Here is a 26,233-nt window from a genome sequence, read left to right as displayed (position 1 = left end):
AACCCGTTCGCACTATTCAATCCCGGACTTTTTGCTGAAATACCGTTACTTTATTACTAACCGGCTGTAATGAGTTGAAGTAATAGTAAAGCGCTTTCAGATCATTGTCAGTGAATGTTTGAAACGATTTCCAGGGCATGGGCGTCCGTGGATATACGGCACCGGTTTTGAATCGCTGGACAAAATCGGCTGCCTTCCATTTTACGATAGCACCGGTTGCCGAATCAGGAGTGAGATTGGGCGTAGTGAATGTTCCATCGGAAACCGAAATCTGATAACCTCCTGCAAATTTACTTCCCGCAAATTCGCCCGTATTCTTGTCTCGCTGCGTATGACATCCAACACAGTTACCAACAGAAGTCGCGAGATAACTGCCATACTCTGACGTTGTATCGGGCTGTATGAATGGCTTAGGTGCGGGCTCGGAGAAAACCGGTTTAAGCACAAAACGGACCACCGCTTTCCCGATTATGTTGATGGTGGTTTCCTTTACTTTGTGCCTTACGGGCCGCGTTGTACGCAAGTAAGAGATAACGGCTTGAATATCGTTATCGCTCATGCCATTGTAGCTCATAAACGGAACGAGTGCCGTTTTGTCATGTCGCACCGAATAGCGGATTGCCTGTGCAAGCATTTCATCACTGAAACCTCCGATTCCTGTTACCGTATCAGCGGTAATATTCGGGGAGTATACCGTGCCAAAAGGCAATTTAAATTCCTTACCACCAATCATCCCTACTTTCGAGCCCGATTGCAAATTGGTTTCCCCGTCCGGGGCGTGGCAATTCCAGCAATGTCCTGGGCCCATTACTAGATATTTCCCCCGCGCGACAACCGCCGAATCCTTGCTTGCCCTGATGCCTGTTGCGGGCACCTTAAATTGCTTTTTATAACTGATTTGAACATAAATTAAAAAAACACTTACAATGATCGCGATCGCCCCCAGGATTTTGGAAACGGTTTTCAATTTTTTTTTCATGGCTTTGATTCTTGTCTTAATGCAAGCACAAAACAACCGCATTGCCGTAACGGAACGGCTAATCTTTTACGCCAATAAAATGACATTTTACGCCAGGTGCGACAAGATTATCGCTTTATCCCAGCGTGCGCTTTTTCTGAACGGGGCTGGTTTGGGTCCAATTTTTAAATGCGCGATGAAAGGCGCTTGGTTCGGTGTAACCAAGCACTTCGGAGATGGCGAGCACTGTTGCATCTGTGTTTTTCAGCAGGTTAAATGCTAATTCCTGCTTGATCGTGGCCCCCAGGGAACGGTAACTTTCGCTTTCTTGCTGTAATCGCCGCTGCAATGAGCGTTCACTGAGGTTCATATGTGCTGCTATGATTTGCAGAGAAGGGATTTTACCATAAAAATCCTGAATAATTACCCTCCTTACCTGTTCCGCAAAGCTACTCTGAGTGCTTGTTACCGCGCATTTGTTTTTAAGTATTTCTGCAAAGGACATATACAAAGATTCATCGTAACTGACGAGCGGCATACCGGCAACCTCTTTGGCAAAAATCAGCTTGGTTTGCTCCGCTCCAAAGCTGACAGCACAGTGCAGAATTTTTTCATACTCCGCCCTGGACACCGGACTTTTATACGCCAGCTCTGCCCGCAATGGAAAAACCCTTTGCCCCGTGAAAATATTTATGTAACTAAGCGAGCCGCTTATCGCCGTTTCCAATGCCTGCCTTGCCGTTTCCGGCGATGCCTGCTGCCAGATCGGGTTGACTGAAAAGATCAGCTCGAATTCTTTTCCCATCAAATAATTATATGAGATCCATCCCGAAACTGTCTGCTGATAAGTCAGTATTTTGCTGAATGCTTCATCAACAGTGCGGCAACTCTGCATCAGATAACCCAACAAACCAAGGACGGATGGCTTGTTTTCGAGGCCCATATGCAGCCCAAAGGCCTGATCGCCTGTGGCTGCGATCACTTCGTCCCAAAGATCCATTACAGGCTTCACGCCGGCGATCTTCCTGTCACCATCATGCAGATCTGACGGATGTATACCCAACGCGGCACATAATTTACCGAGGTTACCGCCTTTTGCCGTAGCCGCATAAATAATGTTTCTCAGAACGCGAATTGTTCCGTACATAGGTATAAACGAAATGGCGTTTAACGGCTTGCAATATGATAGCCCGGAATTAACAACAAGTTTGCATTAAAAAACGAAAAAGCCTTAATGAGCTATTCAATGGTAATATTACGGCCAACTTTTACGCCATTTACCTCCGAACATCCCTCGGTAACACACCGAATTTACGTTTGAATGCAGCCGTGAAATGCTGTGGATTTTTATAACCTGACATGGCAGCAACTTCCGAAATGGAAATATTCACGCTATCAACGATGAGCTTACGCGCATCTTCCAGGCGCTGATCGGACAGGTAACCGAAAATGGTATTTCCAAATAATTCCTTGAACCCTTCCTGCAATTTGGTCCGGTTAATCCCCGCTATTTTGGAGAGTTCTTCTATCGAAAACGGGGTTTGTTGGTTGGCAAGCAGCAAATTTCTGACCTCGTGTAATTTTTCAATGTCCGCCTGCCTCAATGACGTTTTCCTGGGATGTTGCGGTTTCGCCTGATCAATTTGTTGCGCAAGCGATTCGATCGCTTCGATCATTTCCCGGGGAAGTTCAATTTCAATGCTGAATGTCTCTGACTTTAATACAACTTTCATCAAATTCCTGTTTTTCGCGGCATTAAAACTGCATATTGCGTTAACGCATGGCTCGGCCGAAAGCTACCTTTGCAACTATTTTTAAACAGTCTAATTAAGCAAAACTAAATAGAATTGGGACGTTTTTACATTCATTTCTCTTTTTTTATTTTCCTACTCATCTGTACGACTATAACTGTTTGTGCACAAGAAACTTATAGCTTCAAAGGAATTATCAGCGATAAGAACGGGCCGCTCTTCGGCGCATCGGTTCAGCTTGTCGAACTAAATAAAAGCACGATTACGGATAGCGAAGGAAAGTTTGAAATAACCGGCGTCCCGAGGGGAAAATACACGCTGGCCGTGCAACACATCGGTTACAAGCAGATGAAAAAAGCGGTAACCGTTTCCGGGCAGTCCAAAGAAACCACTTTCATACTGGAAGAAGATCATACACAACTTTCGGAAGTGCAGGTGACGGGCAAAACAGAAACACAACAAGCAAAGCTGCAACCCATTAAAGTTGAGGTGATTAGTACAAAAGCGGTTCAGGAACAACCTTCAACACTCGTGGAATTGATGAACCGCTCCGCCGGGATCAGGATCCGGCAAACGGGTGGATTGGGCTCCAATGCAGGACTAATGATGAACGGGTTTCAGGACCGTGCTATCAAAAACTTCAAGGACGGCATTCCAATGGACTATCTGGGAGCAGGTTACAACATTTCACTCGTGCCCGTCAATATGCTCGAACGCGTGGAGGTTTATAAGGGCGTTCTGCCAACTGGCCTGGGAGCCGATGCATTAGGTGGCGCGGTGAACATGGTTACCAAAAAATCACTTTACCGCTACGCAGAAGCTTCGTACGAATTCGCTTCGTTCAACACCCACCGTGCATCTGTAAACGCATTGTATAGCGACACCACCCGCCACTTCTTTTTCGGCGCCGACGCATTCCTCAACCGATCGGACAATGATTACAAGGTTGACGTCATTGTAACGGATCAGGAAACCGCGGCGAGAAGTCCGGCCACCGTGCGACTGTTTCACAATAAATTTGCCAATTATTATGCAGAAGCTTATGGGGGCTTAACAAATCTTAAATGGGTCGACGAATTGCGTGTGGGGATAACCTGGTTCCACATTAACCGGCAAAACCAATATGGATCAACCATGTCGCAACCTTTCGGGGCGTCGGTGAGCAGGCAATATTCGGTGATCCCGACACTTCGTTACCGCAAGCAATTTGGCAAGCTGGGCATTGATCAGTTTCTTACAACCAGCAACATTCATACAGCCCAGGTAGACACATTAAAAGGCACTTACGATTGGTACGGCAATTTCATTCCCAGTCCTTCGCGGAGAGGTGAAATTACCATGCGGGGCAGTTTGTCAGATATCAAATTCTCTTATTTCACTTCACGGACGCACCTGGGTTACCAGATCGGAGAGCAACATTTAGCGGAGGTTAACGTGGTTTCAACCAACATTGGCCGCACTGGAAGCGACCCGTTGGGACTTACATTACCGGAAACAGGCCAGGATATCCTTTCGCTTCCGGCTAAATACTACAAGATTATCGGCGCGGCTGGGATCCAATCGGTTTTTCTCAATGAAAAATTGACCAACAATCTCATTGCTAAATTTTTTCATTACAACACGTCGACAATCAATGTTGACATTTACGGAACGGCTCTGGGCGAGCACCGGACAACTTCCGAAAACAGCTTCGGGATCGCCGAAGCATTGAAATTTGCTTTGACAGGCAGCACATTTTTCAGGGTTTCGGCGGAGGCTGCGACGAGGTTGCCGGAGCAGGATGAAATGTTTGGCGACGGAAATTTTCACCGGTCTAACTTCCTGTTAAAACCCGAAAAAAGCACCAACATCAATCTGGGTTTCCGGACCGAAAGAAGCGGCGCATATGCTCTCGAAGTAAATTCATTTTACCGGATTACGCGTGACCTGATATTAAAAGTCCCCATTGATTTTTTGTTTACCCAAAATCAGAATGTGGAGAATGTCAAAGGCATCGGTTTCGAAACCGACCTGAGCGTAACGCTTAACCGGTGGCTGCGCGCTAACGGCAATTTCACCTATCAGGATTTCCGCATTTTCGATACAGGTAATCGCCTTAAAGAAAAGGCAAGGTTACGGAATACACCGTATTTTTTCGCAAATCTGGGGCTTAACGGCACCTTGAATAATATTGGCGGCCGCGGAAAGCTCAACCTGTATTATTACTTCACTTTTGTAAGAGAATATTACCTGGATTATGTGCCCAAATCGCTGGAACCGGACGGTTTTCTTGGACTTTGGGGCAAAGCTAAATTTGACGCACCCAACATTATCCCTAACCAGGCGCTACATGCAGCAGGCCTCACTTACAACCCGGCCGGAGAGCGCTTCTCTATCGGTTTTCAAGCCAAGAATATCCTGAATGCCCATGTTTACGACAACTTCCGCATTCAGAATGCAGGCCGCAGCTTCCACCTTAAATTCAATTACACCCTCAAATAATTTTCCATTTTTTAAAACCAATTTTATGAAAACCAGTTTATTCAAATTCATTTTTTTCTTCTTCGCCGCCTCTATTTTCGTTGGCTGCTCGTCCAGCGACGATCCGGATACGCCGGCTCCGGGAGAAAAGGAAAAGTTTGTGCTAATGACCACCACATCGCGCTTCGACGCTGGCTTTCTGACGCCTGTGGACGGCCTTCCTTCCGGCAGTATCCAGAATAATAACCCCAAAACTTTGCAAGTTGCCAATGCTTTCGGCTTCCGCACTTTTGGAAAATGGCTGTTCAACCGCTCCAATGCAGCCGGGGATGAAGGCTTGCAGAAATATTCAATGAATGCGGACGGCAGCCTCAAAGACGAAGGGTTTATCGCAGGTTCCACGCAGTATCTGGTTGTGAACGAGACATCCGGCTATTACCTTGATCCGACGCGCGGCACGCTTAAATTGCAAAAGTTCAACCCGTCCACAATGCTCCGTACCGGCGAAATCGACCTTTCGAGCCTGAAAAAAGCGGGTGTCGAATACCAGTCAATAGGCCAGCACACGATGGCTGCCAAGGAAGGCAAATTATATGTTGGGATCACATATGGAACCACAGCATTAGGTGGTTATGGCGACGATCTTTACAACACGGTTGAATTTGCAGTGCTCGATATAGCGACTGATAAATACGAAAAAACGATCAAATACGACGGTTTGCGCAGCATTGGCTGGGGTTCTTCCGGAAACAAAATGTGGTCGATCGGTGATGATGGTGCATTGTATCTATATGCTACCGGTTTGGGAAAAATGCAGTTCGTAAACCCAACCATTATTCGTATCAAAAAAGGAGAAACTGATTTTGACACAACCTGGAAATTCACAACTCAGAATATCCGTGCCGGCAATTCCATTGCAACTGCATTGATCAAGGGCGGCAAACTTTACTTTGAATTGGCGTCAACTCCATTAAAACCCGACTATTCAAATCTGACTGCAAGCATTTTTGAATACTATACTTATGACATGACAACGCAGCAAGTGACCAAAATTGAAGGCATGCCGCTGCATGATTATGCATATGCCAATGAGCAGGCGATCACAGAAATTGATGGCAAAGTTTACCTGTGGGTGAGGAACGGGACTGTGACCAACTCGGGAAACACAACTGTAACTACTGTAAACGAGGACGGTTATTATGTTGTGGACGGCAACAAAGCAACTTCTGCATTCAAAGTTGCGCACGACGGCTCGATCCAGGGCTTCGCAAAACTGGCTGACTAATAAGAACATTAAACGGGTAAACCTACAAAATCATGAGCTCCGTAAAATCTGTAAAAACCTGGTTTCAAATCCATAAATGGACGAGCCTCATCTGTACACTTTTCTTGCTGATGCTGTGCCTGACAGGGCTTCCGCTGATCTTTCATGAGGAGATTGAAGAGCTCGAAGGAAAACCCAAACTTGCCAAAGAACTTCCCCTGGGCACTGCGGCCGTGGGCCTGGACAAGTTGCAGGAAGCGGCATTGGTTGCGTTTCCAAAAAAGGTGGTCCGCTACATTTATTGGGATGAGCATGAACCTAACACAACCACTTTCAGCTTGTCGGATTCCATAAATGCGGCGCCGGACAATTTCACGACCGTCATCGTGGACGACCGTACTGCCGAGGTTTTGGAAGCGCCCAATTTGCAGGAAGGTTTCATGTACATCATGCTACAAATGCACATTGATATGTTTATGGGAATAGGTGGAAAATTATTTCTCGGATTAATGGGGCTGCTTTTCGTGGCCGCCATCATTTCGGGAATGATGCTTTACAGCCCCATTATGAAGCGTTTCAACTTCGGAATGGTGCGCACGGAAAAATCCACAAGACTAAAATGGCTGGATCTTCACAACCTGCTCGGCATCGTCACCATCGTGTGGGGAACCGTTGTAGGACTTACCGGGGTGATCAACACCATGTCGGAGGTTGTGCTGGGATTGTGGCAAATGGGGCAGCTTTCGGAGATGACAGCGCCGTATAAAAATGCGCAGCCCCTAACCGGGAAACTAAGTTCGCTGGATGGCGCCATGGCTGTCGCAGAAAAGGCGGCGCCGGAAATGGAGCCTTCCATTGTCGCCTATCCCGGCACACCTTTCACCAGTAAGCATCATTACGCCATATTTATGAAGGGCAACACGCCGTTGACCAAACGCATCATTAAGCCCGCGCTGGTAGATGCCAAAACCGGCGCACTCACCGACATGCGCGACATGCCCTGGTATGTGAACACGGTTTTTGTATCGCAGCCTCTTCACTTTGGAGACTATGGTGGATTGCCGTTAAAGATCATCTGGGCCATTTTTGATATTGCCACGATTGTGATTCTCGGCAGCGGGTTGTACTTGTGGTTTGCCAGAAACAAAGCAACCAAGGCACATCTTAACCGTCTCAACAAACAGGATTTCGAGAGCCTCACCGTCCTGGCTGAAAAAGAGAACGACTAAATCAACGAAACCATTCAATATCAGACATTTATGGAAAGCACTTTTTGGAAAGTTTGGGGGACGCCGCTTATTATAGCTGTATTCTCAATGATTGGATTATTGTCGGCATTAACCGGCGACGATTTATGGGATGTTCTTTCGTGGTTGGCACTGGGTATTCCTGTTGCGGTCATGATCAGGTTCGTTCCCTGGCGGAAAAGACAGGTTAAGCAAAGAGTAAGGTGATTGCTTGGGTATGATCGGCAGGGTCTGTCGCTTTTGGTGTTATGAAAAAGATCCTAGCCTGCTTTGTTCTCCTTATCACTTTTCCCGGACTTGCTCAGCAAAGCGCGCCGGGCGCCCAGCCGCATTCGAATGCTATCCAGTCGATTCGGAAGGCGCATCCGCGTTTGCTTTTGTTGAAAGGGGAAGAGCAGATTTTGGTAGACCAAATAAAGAAACATCCTGAGTGGGGCAATGTGCATACCCAAATTCTGGGTGAATGTGATAAAATCATTGCGCTTCCACCCGTGGAACGGATCAAAATCGGACGCCGATTGCTGGACAAATCCAGGGAATGCCTGAGGCGCGTTTTCATGCTTTCCTATGCATACCGAACCACCAAAGAGGACAAATATCTGAAACGGGCAGAAAAGGAACTGCTGACCGTTGCCGCTTTTGAAGACTGGAATCCAACACATTTCCTGGATGTCGCCGAAATGACCATGGCCGTGGCAATCGGTTATGACTGGCTTTTCGATCAGTTATCAGCCGAAAGCAGGGGGATTATTAAAGAAGCGATCTTAAAAAAAGGCATCGAACCTTCTCTGGATAGCAAATACAATTATTTCGTTACGGCTGAGCATAACTGGAACCAGGTTTGTAACGCGGGGATTTCTTTTGGTGCACTCGCTATTGCCGAGGATCAGCCGGCCTTGGCCAACCAGATCATTCAGAGATCCGTGCAATCCATACCGCGCGCCATGATCAAATCATATAAACCGGACGGCGCTTATCCTGAGGGTTTTAGTTATTGGGGTTACGGAACTAGTTTCAATGTGCTGCTAATCAGCGCCATGCAAAAAGCGCTGGGAACGGATTTTGGTTTATCCCAAAGTCCGGGATTTTTGAAAACGGCGGGGTTTCTTGAAAACCTGGTCGGTCCAACCGGAATGGCGCATAACTGGGGTGACAGCGGTTTGCGGGAAGGACTTAACCCCACATTATTCTGGTTTGCCGAAAAAAACAAAAATCCTTCCCTATTATGGAGCCAGAAAAAACTGCTGGAAGGCACTTCTGATGAATTTCTGCGAAACCGCATCATTCCCGCATTGCTTGTATGGGGCGTGAACACGGATCTGGACGCAATTAAGCCGCCGACGGAAAAGGTTTGGGTTGGTCAGGGCCCGTCGCCGGTTGCTATGATGCGCACGTCATGGACAGATCCGAACGCGATTTTCGTTGGTCTCAAAGCCGGCTCGCCTGCTGTTAATCACGCACATATGGATGTTGGGTCTTTTGTGCTTGATGCGCAGGGCGAGCGGTGGGCCATGGATTTCGGAATGCAGGATTACAATTCGCTCGAAACAAAAGGAATAGATCTCTGGAATGCAGCCCAAAATTCACAGCGCTGGCAGGTTTTCAGGCTTAATAACTTTGCACACAGCACATTAACCTTCAATAATGAGCTTCAAAATGCTAAGGGTTATGCCAAAATAGACGCCTGGTCGGATCAGGCCAGACAGCTGGCTGCGATTTCTGATCTCTCCCAGATTTATGAGAATCAGGTTAAATCGGTCAAGCGCGGGATTTTGATTGAACAGGAGAAATTTGTGATCGTGCGTGATGAGATCTCCACATTGGATAAACCGGTTACTATGCGCTGGAATTTGCTCACACCAGCAACGGTTCGCATCATTGATGAAAAAACGGTCGAACTTTTGCAAAATGGCAAAAAGATGTTCCTGATTTTTGAGACAGAGGCTAAAATTGACATTAAAACCTGGTCAACCGAACCTCCGCACGACTATGATGCTCCCAATCCAAACACGCAATTTGTAGGCTTTGAAACGACCATTTCCGCCAACTCCGAAGCCACTTTCAGCGCATATTTTTCTACTTCAAAAGACGTCCCATCCGCCAGGCCACTGTCAGACTGGCCCGTAAAAATGAAGTAAGTGGTTGTAATTCTATGCCCGTTTGCATAAGTTAGAGTCCGATTTTCCTTTCTGCCTATCTCGTCATTTTCCGCATTAAACATTTGAACGATTTATCAGACATAGCTTTAATGAATCTTTTGAAGGATGGGGATGACAGAAACGCCTTCAATGAGCTGTATGTCCGTTACTGGAAGGTGATTTACGACATTGGTTTCAAAAAGCTGCATAATGCTTCGCTGGCCGAAGACCTCGTTCATGACCTGTTCGTAGACATCTGGAACAAACGGCAGGAAATAACCATACACAGCACATTTATCGGATATCTGCACACCATGCTGATCAACCGGCTCATTGATCAAAACCGGAAAGAAGCATTTCGTTTGCGTGTTCAGCAAGACATCCTGGAGCGAACATCAGCGAATGAAAACCAGTTTTTCGATGCGGTCGCGTCGGATGACATTGAAAAGCAGTTGATGGCCGAAGTGGAAAACCTGCCCGCTGGTATGCGGAAGATCTTTCTACTAAGCCGGCAAGAGCATTTATCAACGGTAGAAATCGCCCAAAAGCTTTCCCTATCTCCCCAAACCGTCAAAAACCAGATCAGCAACGCCATCCGGCGGCTCCGGCTGAAAGAACTGCATCTGTAAAAATGTGAAAAAATTTCGGCGGGCATAGTACCACCGCCCCGGCCATCCGTCATGTCATTATCAGCACCATTTATGATCCCGCGTTTTAAGGGATCAATAAAAAATCGCACTCAATGGACATTGACGACCTCTATAAAAGCCTGGGACTTGAACCTCCTTCAGACGGTGAAAACAAGCATGAACCGAAAGGAGAAGAAATAAAAGCCCGGATCGACAAAACATTAAATTTTAACAAAAACCGAAATATATTTTTCCGGAAGTGGTATGCCGTCGCCGCGTCGCTGACATTCATAATACTTTCAGCAGCAGGGATTTATATATATAATTTAAATAATTCCGGCTCTGAGGACATGATTACCATAACTGCTCCAACAGGTGCAACGCGGGAAATTATCCTGCCCGATGGCTCGCACGTCTGGCTCAATGCAGCCAGTGTCTTGCGCTATCCGGCCAGCTTCGGGAAGACCCGTGAAGTATTTCTGGAAGAAGGCGAAGGATTTTTTCAGGTCAAAAGGGACACAACGGCACCATTCACAGTTCACAGCTCCCACCTTGACACACGGGTGCTTGGAACCTCATTCAGAGTGAAGGCCTATACGAAATTAGCCCATGAAATTGTGACCGTTGTGAGTGGAAAAGTGGCTGTTTCACGCGGTGCTGAACCGCTTGCGCTTTTGGAAAAAGACCAGGAAGTGATTTTTGATAAAAACAGTGGAAACGAAAAAGAAATGCTGGTGGAAGCGACCGAATCGGTCGACTGGAAATCGGGAAATGTGATATTAAAGTCAGTGCGCTTTGAAGATTTGATATTAGCTGTGGAAAATGCCTATCAGGTGAGCATTCACTTTGATAGGCAAAAATTTAAAGAATGCGAGAACAGCATTCGGTTTAGTACGCATCAGAGCCTGGAAAGTGTGATGGACCTTGTCAGTGACATTCAGGGGATCCGCTACGAAATAAACGGAAAGGAGGTGAACGTAAGCGGAGAGGGCTGCCAGTAAAAAAAAATGCTGGACCTGCGCGAACAGGCCCAGCACGAATAAATACAAACCCGGGGGCTGATTTTGACGGATCCACACCCCGGCTTTTGCCGTGTTTAATAAGTGTTTACTAAACCTAGCTAATTTATGAAAAGAAGAACTACTAAACTAATCAGAGTCATGAGGGCCGGATTGATCGCGTTTGGGGTGTTGGTTACTACGGCGGGGACTTTGCTGGCGGAAAATGGTTACAGTCAGCGTCTCATGAGCAAAAAAGTCACGATCAGTTTCAGTGATGTTTCGCTCGAAAAAGCCATTGAAAAAATTAGTAAAGCAAGTCGCATAGACTTTTCCTACAATAACAAAGAGGTCAGAAAAATAAAGATCCATAGCAGTAATTTCCAGGAAACGAGCGTCAAGGAAGTGCTGGAATCGGTTTTAGCCGACACCCCCTACTCTTTCAGGGAAACGGAGGAAAGTATTGTGGTTTTCAAAACCCGCGATCAGCCGGGAGCACTGGAAAGCCTCACGAACCGCCCGCTGACCTCGGGCCAAGCGCCTTCGGTTCAGATAACGAGGGATATTCTCATTAAAGGTCAGGTTACGGATTCAGAAAATAGCCCGTTGCCTGGCGTAAGTGTGCTTGTGAAAGGCACTTCGGACGGCTCTCTGACGGATGAAAACGGGAATTTTAAAATCAGGGTAGACTCAGAATCAGCCGTTTTGATCTTTTCCTTCATTGGTTTTCAAACCCGGGAAGTTCCGGTCGGAAATAATACCGAGCTAGCAATTGCATTAAAGGAAGACACGAAAAGCCTGAGCGAGGTCGTAGTAGTGGGTTATGGAACGCAGAAAAAGGCCAATTTAACTGGTGCGGTCAGTACGGTTGATGTAGACAAAACCATGCAGTCGCGGCCTGTGACGGATGTAGGCCGGGCCTTGCAAGGCGCCGTTCCGGGATTAACCATTACAACAACAACCGGCGACCTGGGCAGCAGCCCGCAGATCCGCCTTCGCGGAATGGTCGGTTCGCTCAATGCCGGCAATGGAGCCCAGCCGCTTATACTATTGGATAATGTTGAAATTCAGAGCCTGCTACTCGTTAATCCGGACGACATTCAATCCATATCGGTGCTGAAAGATGCAGCTTCCACTTCCATTTACGGAAGTCGTGCCGCGTGGGGCGTTGTTTTAATTACTTCAAAATCAGGAAAGAAAAATACGCGAAATCAAATCTCTTACTCTACCAATTTTTCACAAAGCACGCCAACAAACACGCCAAAGCTCGCTCCGGCGGCTGACGGACCGGAATATGCATTGCTGGCAGCAAAACGCAATAACCCATCGGCAACCACATTCGGAACGGTGGGCATGTATTTTACAGACGAAAGCATTCAAAAAATCCGGGATTGGGAAGCGCAATATGGCGGCCAGGATTTGGGCAACGAAATGGTGCTTGGCCGCGATTTCGAGATTAAGGACGGACGGCTTTATTTTTACCGCCCCTGGGATGCCGGAGACATGTATATGCGCAAGTGGGCACCGCAAAGCAATCATAATCTGGGCTTTACCGGAGGAAACGACAAAACCAGCTACAATGTTAGCCTGGGTTATATGGGCCAGGAAGGGGTTTTGAAAGAAAAAACAGACCTTTTCAAACGGTATAGCGGCACATTCAGCATAAACTCTGATCTGAACAAATGGTTTAGCCTGAATGCCAAACTGTTACTGTCCAAAAACGTAGCGGAAAGTCCATTCTCATTTGGCGGAACAACTTATGACCCGCTTTATTATTTGTATCGCTGGCATTCGGTTTACCCGTATGGCACTTACGAAGGCAAGCCGTTCCGGAATGTGGTTACGGAAGTTCAGCAGGCCAATATGATCAATTACTCTTCCAATTTCATCCGGGCAACAGTTGGCGGTCAGTTTAAGCTGGCGAAAGACCTTACTATTGATGCCAATTACACCTATTCCAACACCAACGACCACATTCGCGAAGTCGGCGGAACGGTTACGGCCTGGAACCAGTGGAACGGCGTGCCATTGAAATACGAAGCTTACACTAGCGCCACTTACGACCGGGTCAAATACAACTCCAACTGGAATGAAATGCACACTTTCAAAGCGTTTGCCACTTATTCCAAAGATGTGGAAAAGCATTCGCTGAAATTCCTGGCGGGTATGGACCTGGATTTATTCAAAAGATGGGGCCAATCCTCCGAAAGGCGCGGCTTGCTGGATCAAACGCATGGAGAGTTGCCGCTCGCAACGGGCGATCAATATGTGGATGGTTTCAGGGGCCATTGGGCTACGCAGGGTTATTTCGGAAGGATCAATTACACATTCAATGACAAGTTTTTATTCGAAGTGAATGGTCGTTACGATGGCTCATCATTCTTTCCCGACAATAGCCAATGGGCGTTTTTCCCTTCTGTTTCAGCGGGATATGTGCTTACTGCCGAGCCGTTTATGTCATTCAGCAAGCCGGTTCTCGACAATCTGAAAATTCGCGGATCTTGGGGATCACTGGGAAATACGGACGTAGGCAGCACAACATTCCGTCCTACTATGGCATCTTCTGCTTCCAACTGGTGGATTGGGACGAGCAACATGGTTACCGTAGCCACGCCCTCACTCGTGCCGCCTTCGCTCACCTGGGAGAAGATCAACACGCTGGATTTTGGTCTGGACGCAAGCCTTTTCAATAACCGCCTGGCCGTCACATACGACTGGTATCAACGCACCACAAGCGATATGATCACGGGCGGAATTGTGCTTCCGAGCAGCTTCGGAGCAACGCCTCCGAGAAGAAATTATGGTGAAATGCAGACAACCGGCTGGGAAATCGCACTCGATTGGCGGCAAAGTCTGGCAAGCGGCTTCAATTTCAGCGTAGGTTTATCATTGTCTGATTTCAAAGAGAAGATCACCAGGTTCGACGGAAATTTGGTCAACGGAAATTATAAAGGCAAAATCTTAGGCGAGATCTGGGGTTACGAAACAGACCGTTTTTTCAGGAACGATGACTTCCAGCAAAACACGGATGGCACATTGATCACAGACGCGGCCGGTCATTACATTCTCAAAGATGGCATTCCTAATCAGACCAAGCACGAATCGGGCACATTCTTCTATGGCCCGGGTGACATTAAATACAAAGATCTGAATGGCGATGGAACAGTTTTCACCGGCAGCAGCAGCCTGGACGATCACGGCGATTTGAAAGTGATCGGAAATACGACGCCGCGCTATCAATACGGAATCCGCTTAGGCGCCGATTGGAAAGGTTTTGATCTGAATATATTCATGCAGGGTGTTGGCAAGCGTGATCTCTGGGCTTCCGGCTCCATTTTTATTCCCGGAAATAATCCTAATGATGCCATGTATGCGCATCAGATGGATTACTGGACACCTGAACGGCAAGACGCATTTTACCCGCGACCTACAAATACAGGACAATCCAACAACACGCAGAACTTCCTGATCCAGGACAAATATCTGCTCGATATGTCCTACCTGAGAATGAAAAGTGTGAATTTCGGTTACCGTTTGCCAGCGCGGCTGACCCAGAAAATCAGGATGCAGAACCTGCGGATTTATGTGAACGGGGAGAATTTATTTGAGTTTGACAATCTCGACGTTCCTATCGATCCAGAAGTTGATTTCCGTAACTCGACGATTGATCGCGCGACTTTTGGAAGGGTTTATCCTTATCGCCGAAGTGTTTCTATGGGTCTTCAACTTACATTCTAATCTAAAAACACAGTCATTATGAAAAAGATATTTCTCATCCTTTCCATTTCGCTGCTTGCTATTACGGGATGTAAGGAACATTTCCTCACCCGCGAACCGCTGGATGCGCTCACGGACGACAGTTATTGGACCAATGAAAAGAATGTAAGAACCTTTGCCTGGGGATTTTATCCTAATTATTTTTCAGCGTACGGCTCAGGTTTTACATTCGGCAGATATTTTACGGGACAAACATTAAATGATGATTTTGCCCCGCTAAGCCCAACGCAGTTTACCAAAAACATCCCTGCAACCTCCACCACCTGGACTTTCACCTGGGTCAGAAAGGCGAATCTTTTCCTGGACCGCATCCAGACCGTTCCTATGGAGCAGGAAGCCATTGCGCATTGGTCAGGGATCGCGCGGTTTTTCAGGGCCATGGAATATCATGACCTGGTGCGGACTTACGGCGATGTGCCTTTTTATGATAAAGCATTGAAGGAAACCGACGTAGCCGGATTATACAAACCACGCCAGCCTCGCACAGAAGTGATGGACAAGGTTTTGGAAGATTTCCAGTTTGCTGCCGAAAATGTGCGAGCCGATGATGGGGAAAAAGGTTTGACTGTAAATAAATCCGTCGTGCTGGCTTTTATGTCACGCGTGTTTCTGTTTGAAGGGACTTATCTCAAATATCACAACATTGATCAGGCAAGAGCGAAAACATACTTGGAAGCCGCAAAATGGGCTGCTAATGAAGTGATTAAGTCGGGTCGCTATTCGATTGCGGAAAACTATCGTTCGTTGTTTTCGTCTATTACACTAGCCGGTTCTAAGGAAATGATTTTGTATCGAAAATATGAAACCGGCCAGCTTACGCACAGTTTAAACAGCTATAACAACAAAGAACCGCAATCCGGAGCGTCCAAAAATGCTATTGAAAGTTATTTGTCAAAAGATGGGCTTCCTATCACTGTTTCGCCACTGTATTTGGGTGACAAAACAATCAAAAATGTGATGACTAACCGCGATCCGCGCATTACGTCCACATTTGTGGATGCCTTGCGCGTGAGCAAATATGCGCCGAACGCAGCTTCGAGCGGCTATGCAACATTGAAATTCCTGAATGAGGAAACCAAAGAATTGCCGGAAGGAAGCGGTTCGTTAAACCAGACAGACGGCCCGGTTATCCGCTATGGTGAAGTTTTGATCAATTATGCCGAAGCTGCTGCGGAATTGGGTGCCATTGTTCAGGCAGATCTGGATGCGTCGGTTAATATGTTGCGCGCACGTCCGGGCATCGCTTTGCCGCCTTTGGAGGTTTTGGGCGGCTTACCGGCAGTGAACGGAAAAGTGTATGACGATCCCAAACGCGACAAAACAGTGCCTGCATTAATCTGGGAAATACGCCGTGAGCGGCGTGTGGAGTTAATGATGGAAGGTTTTAGATTAAATGACCTTACCCGCTGGAAAAAGCTGGAATATTCTGATACAAAGGCGAACGCAGACATTAACAGGGGCGCGTGGATCAAGAAAGCAGATTATCCCAACACCGATGCGATCATTGAAGGCGGTGCTGCCGAAGGTTACATTATTCCCGCATCCAAGCCTGAATCGCAACGTTTATTTGAAAGCCCGAAAGTTTACCTGACCCCTATTCCACTGGACCAGATCAAGCTTTATCAGGATGCCGGATCACAACTTACACAAAATCCGGGCTGGGAATAATTAACAGATTATGAGATACTTCGCGTTTTGCCTGTTGCTATGCAGTGCTCCGTTTTGTTTTGGTCAAAATGAAAATTTCAAGTTCGCTTTTGTCAGCGATACGCACGTTGGCGGCTCCACAGGCGCGGAGGATCTCATGCGGACAGTGAAGGATATTAATGCCAATCCGGCGCTGGATTTCGTCGTCGTGACTGGAGACATTACGGAATTTGGTTCGGATGACGAAATTAAATTGGCCAAGGCGATTCTCGACAGTTTGCAAAAACCCTGGCACGTTGTCCCCGGCAATCACGACTCCAATTGGTCGGAAAGCGGGAGCAATAGCTTCAAAACGATTTTTGGTGCCGAATCTTTTTATTTTCAGCACAAAGGTTATGCATTTCTTGGAACAGCTTCGGGGCCCAATATGCGCATGGGCCCCGGTCAGGTTCCGAGGGAACATCTGGTATGGCTAGACAGCACATTAAGCAAGCTCCCCGATCAAAAAATGCCCGTCATTTACCTCAACCATTATCCTCAGGATTCAGCGCTCAACAACTGGTACGATGCATTGGACAGATTGAAAAAGAACAATGTGCAGCTGATCCTGTGCGGCCACGGGCATAGCAACAAAGCATTCGATTTTGAAAAAATCCCGGGCGTGATGGGACGCTCCAATCTGAGAGCAAAAGAAGAAATCGGCGGTTACAACATTGTCACCATCAGCGAAGGAAAAGCCTCGTTTGAGATAAAAAGACCATTCTCCGACAGTCTTAAACAATGGAAGGAAGTAACATTAACAGACCACCAGTTTTCAAAAAGCACTGAAAAGTTTTACCGGCCGTCCTATGCTGTTAACGACCAGTTCAGGAATGTCAAAATGCTGTGGAACTATCAGGATAACAGCGATATAGGCTCAGGCGTAATCATGCATAACAAAGTCATTTTATGTTCTGATACAAAAGGCGCGCTGTTTGCTTTGAATAAAAAGGGAAGGAAACTTTGGGAATACAAAACCAACGGAAAGATCTACTCCACTCCCGCCGCATCCGGATCAAGCGTTGTCATTACTTCAAGTGACAAAAATATTTATTGTGTTGATATAAAATCCGGCAAGCTCAAATGGAAATTCAGCGCTGAAAAACCGATTGTTGCCAATCCTGTCATTGCGAACGGCAATGTTTTTACAGGCGGCTCGGATGGACATTTCCGGGCATTGGACCTGGAAACGGGGCAATTAATCTGGGACTTCAAAGATGTAAAAGGATTCGTAGTCACGAAGCCATTGATTTACCAGGGCAAGATCTTTTTCGGATGCTGGGCCAATGACTTTTATGCGCTTGACTTGAAAACTGGTGCGTTGGTTTGGAAATGGAACAACGGTTCTGCTAGCAGAATGTATTCACCAGCAGCTGTTTATCCCGTCGCTTCCGGGAACCGCGTCTTCATTGTTGCACCAGACCGTTTTATGACCGCGCTTAATGCTACTTCCGGCGAAGTAATCTGGCGCAAACAAATCCCAACCGTGCGTGTGCGTGAATCCATCGGACTTTCGTCAGACAGCAGCCTGGTTTTTGTCAAAACCATGGACGGCGACATTTATGGCATTTCTACCAAAGCCGATTCTATGGAACTGAGCTGGAAGGCGAAACTGAAACTCCCATACGAAATTTCCCCAACGGCCTTGGTCGAAACCAACAACATTCTTTACGTCCCCAGCAACTCCGGAATGGTTTGCGCCATTGACCGGAGCAGCGGGGAAACGATCTGGAAACATAAAATCTCCAATGGTCTCGTCAGTGGCATAACGCCTATTGGTAAACGCAAAGTGCTGGTTACGACCATGGACGGGAAGATTGCCCTTTTAAAATCGCGCTAATCGTGCCTGAACATTTCAGGAAATCACCATTCAGCAGCGCTTCCGTCTTCATGTTTCCAAAGCGGGTTTTTCCAATTGTGCCCCACTTCGGCCATTCTACGCACCTGATCTTCGTTGATCTCAATGCCTAAGCCAGGACCAGAAGGGATTTTTACAAAGCCGTTTTCATAAGTAAAAACCGTTTTGTCTTCCAGGTAATCCATCAGATCATTTCCCTGATTGTAGTGAATGCCCAGGCTTTGTTCCTGTATAAATGCATTGTGGCAAGTTGCGTCCACTTGCAGGCACGCAGCCAGCGCAATGGGTCCCAGCGGACAATGTGGTGCAGCTGCAACATCAAAAGCCTCAGCCATGGAAAGGATCTTTTTGCATTCGGTAATGCCTCCGGCGTGCGATAAATCCGGTTGGATAATGTCTGCATATCCTTGTGTCAAAAGCTCTTTGAATTGCCAGCGGCTGAACATTCTTTCGCCCGTGGCGATCGGAATGCATGTATGATTGGCAATTTCGCGAAGTGCCTCGTTGTTTTCTGGCAGCACCGGTTCTTCAATAAACATCGGCCTGAATTGCTCTAATTCTTTTGCCAAAACTTTCGCCATCGGCTTATGTAAGCGGCCATGAAAATCAACCCCGATATCCAAAGCATAACCCACCGCCTCCCGGATAGAAGCAACCCGGAGCAAAACCAGATCGATCTTTTCGTAGGAATCAATGTATTGCATTTCGTCCGTTGCATTCATTTTGATAGCTTTGAAGCCGCTATCCAGCGACAACTTCGCCGCGATCGCTACATCCGAAGGCCTATCGCCTCCAATCCACGAATAAACCTTGATCTTATCCCTGCATTTTCCGCCAAGAAGCTGATAGACAGGTGCATTGTAAAATTTCCCTTTAATGTCCCAAAGCGCCTGGTCGATGCCCGCAATCGCGCTCATCAAAATAGGCCCACCGCGGTAAAAACCGCCTCTGTACATGGTGTTCCAATGCCCTTCAATGTCCATCGGATCTTTCCCTATCAGCGTATCCATCAACTCAATCACCGCCGCTTTCACCGTCGCCGCCTTCCCTTCAATAACAGGCTCGCCCCAGCCAACAATCCCCTCATCCGTCTCTATTTTAAGAAATAACCACCTAGGCGGCACCTGAAAAAGCTCGTAACTTCTAATTTTCATTTTTGACAATTAATTAATGGTGCATTAAAGGAAACATATTCCTGTTGTTGATGAAAGTGTTGGACGGGGATTTTATAATGGATTGGTTTTTGGCAAAGGTTTAAAAAAGCAGAGCGATAAAATTTCGGAGACGGCAGGACGTCAGAAAAAAGCATTAATACTGAAAAAAATCCCGGAGGGATATAATATCGGTAGAAAAATATCAATGATAATGAAAATCAAATCCCCGAGGGATGAAACGACGTGCATGATGTTTCATCCCTCCGGGATTTTGCGGTTGTGCTGATTTGCAAGTTCTCATCAACGAGAAGATTTCATCAATCTGAGGTTTTGTAATTCGCTCCTGCCGGGGCTATATTTGTTCTGCATCATTAGCCAAACTTCCGAGTGTCCATGAATGAGGGTAAATACATCCTGTTTTTCTTTGGTGCGCTTGGCGCCTTTAATGGCCTTATTCTGGGAGTTTACTTCCTCTTTCTGTTTAGAAAACGAAATCTTTCCAGCTTTTTTCTTGGGTGCTTGCTGCTGGCATTGAGCATCCGGATCGGCAAGTCGGTGTTTGCTTATTTCAATCCTGCCCTGCCCAGAATTTACTTGCAAATTGGCTTGTCAGCGTGCTTTTTGATCGGTCCTGCGTTGCTTTATTTTATAAAATCAACATTGCAACAAACGGTTAAGGCGCCGAATAGCTGGAAAATACAGATTGCAGTTTTACTGGGAATCATCGTTGTGACTGGCATCCTGGTTCCGTACGCCACTTATCCGGCGATTTGGAATAAATATTTTGCCAAAATCATCTATACAGTTTGGCTTGCTTATATCATTGCATCGGGTTTTCAGCTAAGGGTGCTGATTTCAAATTTGATCACAAAAAACAATGTTAAAAGTGCAGAAAAATGGATTCTGGCTATTTTCTCTGCGAATGTAATCGTGTTCATTTCGTTTGCAATGGCGTTGTTTTTCGGTCGCATGTACAACACTTATTTCGGTGGCGCGCTTATTTTCTCGTTTGTGCTTTACAGCATGGTTTTCATGTATTTTTTGAAGGGAAAGGAAGATCCGTTTGCTTTGAATGCCAGCAAAACGGCTGCTAAAAAAATCAGCTTCGACGAGGCCTCTGCATCATTACAAAAACTGGACCAGCTCATGGAAAGCCAGGAGTTGTTTAAAAATCCAAACCTTACATTAAGCGAACTGGCCAAGGCCGTCAATATAACTCCTCACCTGCTGTCCCAGATTTTGAATGATCACGGTGGCAAAAATTTCACATCGTACATTAATGCTTTTCGCATTCAGGAAGCCTGCAAAATGATGGAAGCGAACCGTCCGTTTTCGCTGGAAGCCATCGGTTATGAGGTTGGTTTTAATTCAAAATCCACATTTTACACGGCATTTAAAAGGATAAAAAACACCACCCCTCTTTCCTACAAAGAAAAGCTGAGCAAAACCTCTGCTTTTTAAACACTTGAATAACAAGAATTTACGAATTTCAATGTGTGCAGATTTATAAATCCGTACACCTGAAACCAGAAGTCTAAACTCCTCTCCAATATCCCGAGCCTACATTTGAGCTGTTCAATTCCGCGTACAGTTTCAAATGTTAGCCATGCTCAAATTCATTACTATTTTCCTCTTCCTGTTTTTCGGGACATTACCACTTCACGCCCAAATCAATATTCCCGCCGCCGTCTCCGACAGTGCTAACCTTGCCGGTTATACCCTGACACGGGATTCGATCTTGTTAAACTCGGTCGTCATCAGGGGCGAAAAAGTCGCTGTACAATATCATTCCGACAAAATGGTGCTGAACATTGCCGGCAACAGCATTTTCAAAACGTCCGCGAACGCAATGGACATTTTGAGAAAAGCACCCGGCGTAGCCGTCAATCCCGACGGAACTTTGCTGCTCTCCGGACGAAACAATCCGGTGATTTTCATCAATGGCAAACCGGTGGAAATGAGCCCCGAAGAATCGCAGGCATATCTGAATAGTCTGAACCCAGACCAGATCGAGACCATTGAAATTATCAGCAATCCGTCTTCCCGTTACGATGGCCGTTACAAAGCAATCATCGATATTCGTCTCAAAAGCGATCTTTCAGTGGGTTGGAAGGGCAATTTAAATACGACTTTCAGGCAGAACATTTACGCGCTTTCTGACAACAGCCTGAATCTTGCTTACAAAACAAAAAAGGTTAATTATACGCTTCGGGGAAGCTATTTGCTGGGCCACGATTACTATCAATACGACGCGCTGCAACGGCTTGCCAACAAAAATTACATGACCACCAACACCTGGACTAGGACCTTCAATAACAATCCAATGGTACAGCTGGGCGCCGATTATGCGCTCGGCAAGAACCAGCATTTGGAAATCACATTGAAAACTTACCATGCTAACCGCAAGCTGGACGCACACAACACGCTGACTTTTGCCGATTCGCTGAAACAAAATACGGTCGGGATCAACCAAACAGAAAACCGGTCGGCTCCGACACAACGCAATTATTCTGTGAACGGCAGTTACGACATTGCATTGCGTAATGGGAAACTGACACTTTTCGGATCGCTAGCGAAGATCGGTAACCGGCAGAATGAGGACATTCAGATCCGGGATGTGTTTAAGGAAGCGCTGAGAAGTTATTGGAAAACAGCTTTGAGAAACGACATCACGATTCGAAATGTGCAGTTGGATTATATCAAAAACCTAAAAAAGGCAACGCTCGAAGCGGGTGCCAAATATGTGGCTATCGCAACAAACAATGATTTGAAATATGATACCCTGGCTCAAAATGGGACATTCGCTCCCGACGCAGGACGTACAAACCGCTTTCTTTACCGGGAATACATTACCGCCGCCTATGCTTCCTATGTTTACAAATTCAGTAAATTGGATGTAAATATGAGCTTGCGAACGGAGCAAACCCGCACCATTGCGAATGCTGTTACGGAAGAGACAATTTTGAAAAGAGATTATTTCAACTGGCTTCCCGGTGCTAATATTTCGTATGCTTTCAATGACGACGAGCGGCTTAGCTTAGCATTTACAAAGCGCATCACACGCCCAAACTTTGACCAGTTGAATCCCTTCCGTTTTTATCTGAGCCCATTAAACTATCGGGTCGGTAATCCAAACCTCCGCCCGTCCGTTACTAGCTCAGTTCAATTATCTTACAGCGTTAGAGAATTGAGCACAATCTTGTCCCTAGGCCGTGAAAAGGACTTTATGGTTCGCTATCCTGAATATAATCCGGTGACAAACGACTTGCTTTATCTCGGCATGAATCTGCCGTTTAGCGACTTTGCGAGCCTGGAAACGAGTTACACTTTGGCGATTTCGAGATGGTGGAAGGCGACGCACAATGTGCTGATTTATTATAACAAACAGGAAATGCCCTACCTCGGCAAAACCTACGCGATCGGCGTTACGGATTTTACGATCAATGGCAGCCAGGTTTTCAATTTGGTAAATGGTTTTACGCTGGACGCGACTTATCGTTATAAATCAAGAAGCGGAAGCAGCTTGTACATTGCCAAATCGCAGGGTAACCTGGATCTTGGTTTACAAAAATCATGGCGAAGCGGGAAGCTGAGCACGAAGTTGAATGTTTACGATATTTTTTACACGCACCAATACAGTCTCATTTTTCGCGAGAAATCAATCATTGACAACCAGTTTACACACCGCTTTAAAACCCGACGCGTGGCATTAACATTAACCTACAACTTCGGAAAAGCGGATTACAGCATTAAGAAAAGCAGAACTAACGTCGAAGAAGGACGGGCTGGTAATTAATAAAGCACATTGGCAGGCTGAAAAAAATAGGTGGGAATCTGCAACGTTTTCCCAGTTGAATCGTCATTGCGATACGACGAGACCAAACTCCTAGCCATGAGAAAATTTTTATTTACGATCGCTGCACTTACAGCCACCATTTGCCTTTCCTATGCCCAAAAAATCAAGATTTCAGGATTATTATTAGACTCCACAGCGGCCAAACCAGTTGAATTTGCAACCGTAGCACTCCTGAAAGATGGAAAGATCATTCAGGGTGTCAATTCTGATTCCAAGGGGCGGTTTATTTTTAATAAAGTGGAGAAGGGCGCGTATGCGATTCAGGCTTCATTGATGGGCTATGTTGCCAAAACCGTAGACAACGTCACTGCTGGCGGCGAAGACATCGAACTAGGCGTTGTCAAACTCGCCCCAACAGTTCAAAATCTGAGTGAAGTAACTGTTACTGAGCAGAAAGCATTATTTGAGGAAAAGGCTGACCGCATGGTTTACAATGCTGAAAAAGATATCAGTATCAAAGGCGGTGATGCGACCGATGTCCTTAAAAAAATACCGTCCGTTGCGGTGGACATTGAGGGGAATGTCCAGTTGCGTGGCAGTTCCAATATCAAGGTTTTAATCAATAATAAGCCGTCGAGCATTGTAGCGCGCAGCGTTTCGGATGCGTTGAAGCAAATCCCGGCAGACATTATCAAGCAAGTGGAGGTAATTACTTCTCCATCAGCAAAATATGATGCCGAAGGCACTGCGGGGATCATTAATATTATTACCAAGAAAAACACTTTGCGCGGCACGAGCGGCTCGGTGAGCCCGAATTTCGGGCAGTGGAACAACTGGCAAAACGCGAGCATTAATCACCGAATGAAAGCTATCAATATTTCTGCGAACGGTGGTTTTAATGATTGGAAAAATAAGCGTGTTATGCAACTGCGCCGCTCATTCACAAATGGCGACACGATCACCAACCAGGATCAGCCGCAAAGGATTACCGGAAAAGGGAAAAATTTCTATGGTACTGTCAATGTTGACTGGGATGTGGATTCGCTAAACCGGATCGGTGCGGGCCTCAATTATTACAACGGTGCGAATACTAATTTTTTCGACATTGAGTTCACAGAAAGCAGCTTGGGAACGGTCAGGCAATATTTCCAGCGGGATATGAGCCGCACTTACGATTGGGCAGGCGCCACGGTGAATCTCGATTATACGCGCTTGTTTAAAAAGCCGAAAAAAGAAATCAATCTGTTGATGATGTACTCGTTCGAAGAAGAGGACAGTGATTATTGGTCCAACCTGCTCAACCGCGAGAATACAGTTTACTATCGGGAGAAAAGTTATAACATCAGTAACAACAAAGAGGGCACGATTCAATTGGACTTTACCAATCCGCTCGATAGCATTAGCACGCTTGAACTGGGCTCGAAAACCATTTTCCGCCAGATCCTGAGTGATTACCGTATTTCCAGCGCATCCGACGGCTCAACCGATTTCAGGGACATGCCCGAGCTCGCCAATATCTTTGACTATGCGCAGCAAGTGACATCGGCATATGTTGTATACACCCGGATGCCCAAGAAACGCTGGGGCATTAACCTGGGGGCGCGTTACGAACATACATTCATTCAGGCCGATTTCCTGAATGGTACAGCTTCATTTTCAAATAATTATGGAAATCTGATCCCCAGTGTCAGCTTGTCACGCAGCATTAAAAAAGACCAGCAGCTGCGGCTGAGCTATACGCAGCGCATCCAACGGCCGCAATTTTATTACCTGAATCCCTACGTAAATCAAGCTGATTCTAAAAACCGATATGGCGGAAACCCTTATCTCAAACCTGAGCTAACGCATTCTATTGAAGCTAATTACAGCGTTTCCATTAAACAAACTAGCTTTAACGCCTCGTTCTTTTTACGCCAGACGAACAACGCCATTGAAAGCATCAACACCGTGGACACCAGCGGCGTACTGACACAGATCTTTCAGAATGTCGCCCAGAATTCAGCATATGGCTTAAACCTGAGCGCTAACACGAAGATTATCAAACAATGGAGTGTAAACGGCTCATTGAATGTATTTTACAATGTGCTGGAAAGTGAAGAGCTAAAAACCCGTAACGCGGACTGGATGTATCGGATCAACCTCAATTCCAGCATTGACTTCGGAAAAGGGATCAAGGCACAGCTTTTTGGATTCTATAATTCTGCACGTGTTAATCTGCAGGGAAAATATGGCGCCTTTGGATTTTATAACATGGTGCTGCAAAAAGAAGTGTTCAAAAAGAAGGGCACCATTGGTTTTGGCTACGACAATCCTTTCAACAGAAGGATCAAATGGCGAAACGATTTTGTTGGGCCTAATTTTGTACAAATCCAGGATGTAGCCATGTATCGCCGCGGCTGGCGGATTAATCTGAAATATGAATTCGGCCAGATGACGAGTGGTCCGCGTCAGAAAAAGCGGATCAGCAATGATGACAAAAAAGGCGGCGAAGGCAATAACTAGTGATTTTACTTCACT

At 46.3% G+C, this 26,233-nt stretch carries 17 protein-coding genes; 13 read left to right on the top strand and 4 right to left on the bottom strand.

The window, feature by feature from the left end:
* Positions 1-16 precede the first annotated feature (16 nt).
* The 3 genes from B5X68_RS11315 to B5X68_RS11305 form a co-directional block, all read right to left on the bottom strand.
* Positions 17-979, bottom strand: coding sequence for a c-type cytochrome (locus B5X68_RS11315; RefSeq protein ID WP_170916631.1), 963 nt, complete (start codon positions 977-979; stop codon positions 17-19).
* 115 nt (positions 980-1,094) lie between these two features.
* Positions 1,095-2,105, bottom strand: a complete 1,011-nt coding sequence (locus tag B5X68_RS11310) for an AraC family transcriptional regulator (protein ID WP_082214777.1) — start codon at positions 2,103-2,105, stop codon at positions 1,095-1,097.
* A gap of 130 nt (positions 2,106-2,235) precedes the next feature.
* Positions 2,236-2,691 (bottom strand): helix-turn-helix domain-containing protein, encoded by a 456-nt coding sequence (locus B5X68_RS11305; RefSeq protein WP_082214776.1) that lies wholly within the window; start codon positions 2,689-2,691, stop codon positions 2,236-2,238.
* 114 nt (positions 2,692-2,805) lie between these two features.
* Between B5X68_RS11305 and B5X68_RS11300 the strand changes: the two genes are divergently transcribed.
* From B5X68_RS11300 to B5X68_RS11255, 10 genes are all read left to right on the top strand, one after another.
* Positions 2,806-5,190, top strand: a complete 2,385-nt coding sequence (locus B5X68_RS11300; RefSeq protein ID WP_082214775.1) for a TonB-dependent receptor — start codon at positions 2,806-2,808, stop codon at positions 5,188-5,190.
* 25 nt (positions 5,191-5,215) lie between these two features.
* Entirely contained in the window at positions 5,216-6,454 is a 1,239-nt protein-coding gene (locus tag B5X68_RS11295) for a DUF4374 domain-containing protein (RefSeq protein WP_141110269.1), read from the top strand.
* Positions 6,455-6,486: 32 nt separating this feature from the next.
* Entirely contained in the window at positions 6,487-7,662 is a 1,176-nt protein-coding gene (locus tag B5X68_RS11290; RefSeq protein ID WP_082214773.1) for a PepSY-associated TM helix domain-containing protein, read from the top strand.
* 30 nt (positions 7,663-7,692) lie between these two features.
* Positions 7,693-7,887 carry a hypothetical protein gene (locus B5X68_RS11285; protein WP_082214772.1) on the top strand — a complete coding sequence of 65 codons (195 nt, stop codon included), beginning with the start codon at positions 7,693-7,695 and terminating at the stop codon, positions 7,885-7,887.
* Positions 7,888-7,928: 41 nt separating this feature from the next.
* Positions 7,929-9,818 carry a heparinase II/III domain-containing protein gene (locus B5X68_RS11280; protein WP_082214771.1) on the top strand — a complete coding sequence of 630 codons (1,890 nt, stop codon included), beginning with the start codon at positions 7,929-7,931 and terminating at the stop codon, positions 9,816-9,818.
* Positions 9,819-9,928: 110 nt separating this feature from the next.
* Positions 9,929-10,447 carry a sigma-70 family RNA polymerase sigma factor gene (locus B5X68_RS11275; protein ID WP_082214770.1) on the top strand — a complete coding sequence of 173 codons (519 nt, stop codon included), beginning with the start codon at positions 9,929-9,931 and terminating at the stop codon, positions 10,445-10,447.
* A gap of 113 nt (positions 10,448-10,560) precedes the next feature.
* Positions 10,561-11,448, top strand: a complete 888-nt coding sequence (locus tag B5X68_RS11270) for a FecR family protein (protein ID WP_082214769.1) — start codon at positions 10,561-10,563, stop codon at positions 11,446-11,448.
* Between the two features lie 126 nt (positions 11,449-11,574).
* Positions 11,575-15,183 (top strand): TonB-dependent receptor, encoded by a 3,609-nt coding sequence (locus B5X68_RS11265; protein ID WP_229208368.1) that lies wholly within the window; start codon positions 11,575-11,577, stop codon positions 15,181-15,183.
* A gap of 18 nt (positions 15,184-15,201) precedes the next feature.
* On the top strand, positions 15,202-16,890 hold the full coding sequence (locus B5X68_RS11260; protein WP_082214768.1) for a RagB/SusD family nutrient uptake outer membrane protein: 1,689 nt from the start codon (positions 15,202-15,204) through the stop codon (positions 16,888-16,890).
* 10 nt (positions 16,891-16,900) lie between these two features.
* Entirely contained in the window at positions 16,901-18,748 is a 1,848-nt protein-coding gene (locus tag B5X68_RS11255) for an outer membrane protein assembly factor BamB family protein (RefSeq protein ID WP_082214767.1), read from the top strand.
* A gap of 23 nt (positions 18,749-18,771) precedes the next feature.
* Here B5X68_RS11255 and dgoD read toward each other — a convergent pair whose 3' ends face one another.
* Positions 18,772-19,920: a galactonate dehydratase gene (dgoD, locus tag B5X68_RS11250; RefSeq protein WP_082214766.1), complete on the bottom strand. Its 1,149-nt coding sequence runs from the start codon at positions 19,918-19,920 to the stop codon at positions 18,772-18,774.
* A 393-nt stretch (positions 19,921-20,313) separates the two neighbouring features.
* Here dgoD and B5X68_RS11240 point away from each other — a divergent pair, with 393 nt between their 5' ends.
* The 3 genes from B5X68_RS11240 (at position 20,314) to B5X68_RS11230 (ending at position 26,218) form a co-directional block, all read left to right on the top strand.
* Entirely contained in the window at positions 20,314-21,381 is a 1,068-nt protein-coding gene (locus B5X68_RS11240) for a helix-turn-helix domain-containing protein (protein ID WP_082214764.1), read from the top strand.
* Between the two features lie 145 nt (positions 21,382-21,526).
* Positions 21,527-23,716, top strand: a complete 2,190-nt coding sequence (locus B5X68_RS11235) for an outer membrane beta-barrel family protein (protein ID WP_170916630.1) — start codon at positions 21,527-21,529, stop codon at positions 23,714-23,716.
* A 96-nt stretch (positions 23,717-23,812) separates the two neighbouring features.
* Positions 23,813-26,218: a TonB-dependent receptor gene (locus B5X68_RS11230; RefSeq protein ID WP_082214762.1), complete on the top strand. Its 2,406-nt coding sequence runs from the start codon at positions 23,813-23,815 to the stop codon at positions 26,216-26,218.
* Positions 26,219-26,233: the final 15 nt, after the last annotated feature.

This window comes from Dyadobacter psychrophilus (genome assembly GCF_900167945.1).
GTDB classification, from domain to species: domain Bacteria; phylum Bacteroidota; class Bacteroidia; order Cytophagales; family Spirosomataceae; genus Dyadobacter; species Dyadobacter psychrophilus.
The sequence above is the reverse complement of the archived record's forward strand: the minus strand, read 5'-3'. Positions and strand labels throughout refer to the sequence as shown.

Bases quoted from the DNA above. Each gene is read 5' to 3' on its own strand.
- B5X68_RS11315 (WP_170916631.1), bottom strand. From the start codon at position 979: ATGAAAAAAAAATTGAAAACCGTTTCCAAAATCCTGGGGGCGATCGCG.
- B5X68_RS11310 (WP_082214777.1), bottom strand. From the start codon at position 2,105: ATGTACGGAACAATTCGCGTTCTGAGAAACATTATTTATGCGGCTACG.
- B5X68_RS11305 (WP_082214776.1), bottom strand. From the start codon at position 2,691: ATGAAAGTTGTATTAAAGTCAGAGACATTCAGCATTGAAATTGAACTT.
- B5X68_RS11295 (WP_141110269.1), top strand. From the start codon at position 5,216: ATGAAAACCAGTTTATTCAAATTCATTTTTTTCTTCTTCGCCGCCTCT.
- B5X68_RS11290 (WP_082214773.1), top strand. From the start codon at position 6,487: ATGAGCTCCGTAAAATCTGTAAAAACCTGGTTTCAAATCCATAAATGG.
- B5X68_RS11285 (WP_082214772.1), top strand. From the start codon at position 7,693: ATGGAAAGCACTTTTTGGAAAGTTTGGGGGACGCCGCTTATTATAGCT.
- B5X68_RS11280 (WP_082214771.1), top strand. From the start codon at position 7,929: ATGAAAAAGATCCTAGCCTGCTTTGTTCTCCTTATCACTTTTCCCGGA.
- B5X68_RS11275 (WP_082214770.1), top strand. From the start codon at position 9,929: ATGAATCTTTTGAAGGATGGGGATGACAGAAACGCCTTCAATGAGCTG.
- B5X68_RS11270 (WP_082214769.1), top strand. From the start codon at position 10,561: ATGGACATTGACGACCTCTATAAAAGCCTGGGACTTGAACCTCCTTCA.
- B5X68_RS11265 (WP_229208368.1), top strand. From the start codon at position 11,575: ATGAAAAGAAGAACTACTAAACTAATCAGAGTCATGAGGGCCGGATTG.
- B5X68_RS11260 (WP_082214768.1), top strand. From the start codon at position 15,202: ATGAAAAAGATATTTCTCATCCTTTCCATTTCGCTGCTTGCTATTACG.
- B5X68_RS11255 (WP_082214767.1), top strand. From the start codon at position 16,901: ATGAGATACTTCGCGTTTTGCCTGTTGCTATGCAGTGCTCCGTTTTGT.
- dgoD (WP_082214766.1), bottom strand. From the start codon at position 19,920: ATGAAAATTAGAAGTTACGAGCTTTTTCAGGTGCCGCCTAGGTGGTTA.
- B5X68_RS11240 (WP_082214764.1), top strand. From the start codon at position 20,314: ATGAATGAGGGTAAATACATCCTGTTTTTCTTTGGTGCGCTTGGCGCC.
- B5X68_RS11235 (WP_170916630.1), top strand. From the start codon at position 21,527: ATGCTCAAATTCATTACTATTTTCCTCTTCCTGTTTTTCGGGACATTA.
- B5X68_RS11230 (WP_082214762.1), top strand. From the start codon at position 23,813: ATGAGAAAATTTTTATTTACGATCGCTGCACTTACAGCCACCATTTGC.